1 protein-coding gene is annotated in these 1193 nt (G+C 69.7%); it reads right to left on the bottom strand.

Annotation, left to right across the window (positions count from 1 at the left end; translation table 11 throughout):
- A partial coding sequence (locus tag V6U90_RS33465; protein WP_334445196.1) for a hypothetical protein occupies positions 1-1193 on the bottom strand: 1193 nt, incomplete at both ends.

Here is a 1193-nt window from a genome sequence, read left to right as displayed (position 1 = left end):
GCCGGCCAGGACGACGCGGCCGGCCCCGCCGGCCAGGACGACGCCGTGAGGGCGTCCGGGTCGTCCAGCGGCCCGGGCAGCCCGGGCAGACCCGTGCCCGCCGGCGGGGCAGGTACCGGCCCGGACATCGGCGACGTCCCCCCGTGGTTCAGCCAGGACAGGTCCGCACCCTGCTGCGGGCGGTCCGGTCCGGGGGCAGGGCCCGGCAACGATGCTTGCCGGGGCTGACCCGGAGCGGTCACCCTGTACTGCGCCGGCACGCCACCGTGTGCTTCCTGGACCAGCTGCAGCAGACCACGGTCGCGCAATGCCACGATCCGCCTATGCACCGTCGGCTGCGGTATGGATGCCGCATCGGCGAGGGTTGACTCGCTGGCGGGGATGAGCCCGTCGTCGTTTATATGGCCGATCAGGGCGTTCCACAGCTGCCGCAGCTGATCCTGCTGCTGCCTTGTGGTGGCGATGTGGTCGGCGTGCTGGTCGAACAGCGTCCGGGCCTCATCCGGGTCGCTCACCCATCGGCTGCCCGCAGGAAGGGCCGGCAACGGTGCTTGCCGGGGCTGACCCGGATCGGTCACCCTGTACCGCGCCGCCACGCCACCGCGTCCTTCCTGGACCAGCCGCAGCAGACCACGGCCGCGCAATGCCACGATCCGGTCATGCACCGTCGAATGCCATGTGGATGCCGCATCGGCGAGGGTTGACTCGCTGGCGGTGATGAGCCCGTCGCCGTCCATACGGTCGATCAGGGCGTTCCACAGCTGCCGCAGCTGATCCTGCTGCTGCCTTGTGGTGGTGGCGATGTGGTCGGCGTGCTGGTCGAACAGCGTCCGGGCCTCATCCGGGTCGCGCACCCATCGGCTGCCCGCAGGAAGGGCCGGCAACGATGCTTGCCGGGGCTGACCCGGATCGGTCACCCTGTACCGCGCCGGCACGCCACGGTGTGCTTCCTGGACCAGCCGCAGCAGACCACGGTCGCGCAATGCCACGATCCGCCTATGCACCGTCTGCTGCGGTATGGATGTCACATCGGCGAGGGTTGACTCGCTGGCGGTGATGAACCCGTCGTCGTTTATATGGCCGATCAGGGCGTTCCACAGCTGCCGCAGCTGATCCTGCTGCTTCCTTGTGGTGGCGATGTGGTCGGCGTGCTGGTCGAACAGCGTCCGGGCCTCATCCGGGTCGCTCACCCA

This window comes from Micromonospora sp. CPCC 206060 (assembly GCF_036906895.1).
Classification (GTDB): domain Bacteria; phylum Actinomycetota; class Actinomycetes; order Mycobacteriales; family Micromonosporaceae; genus Micromonospora.
The sequence above is the reverse complement of the archived record's forward strand: the minus strand, read 5'-3'. Positions and strand labels throughout refer to the sequence as shown.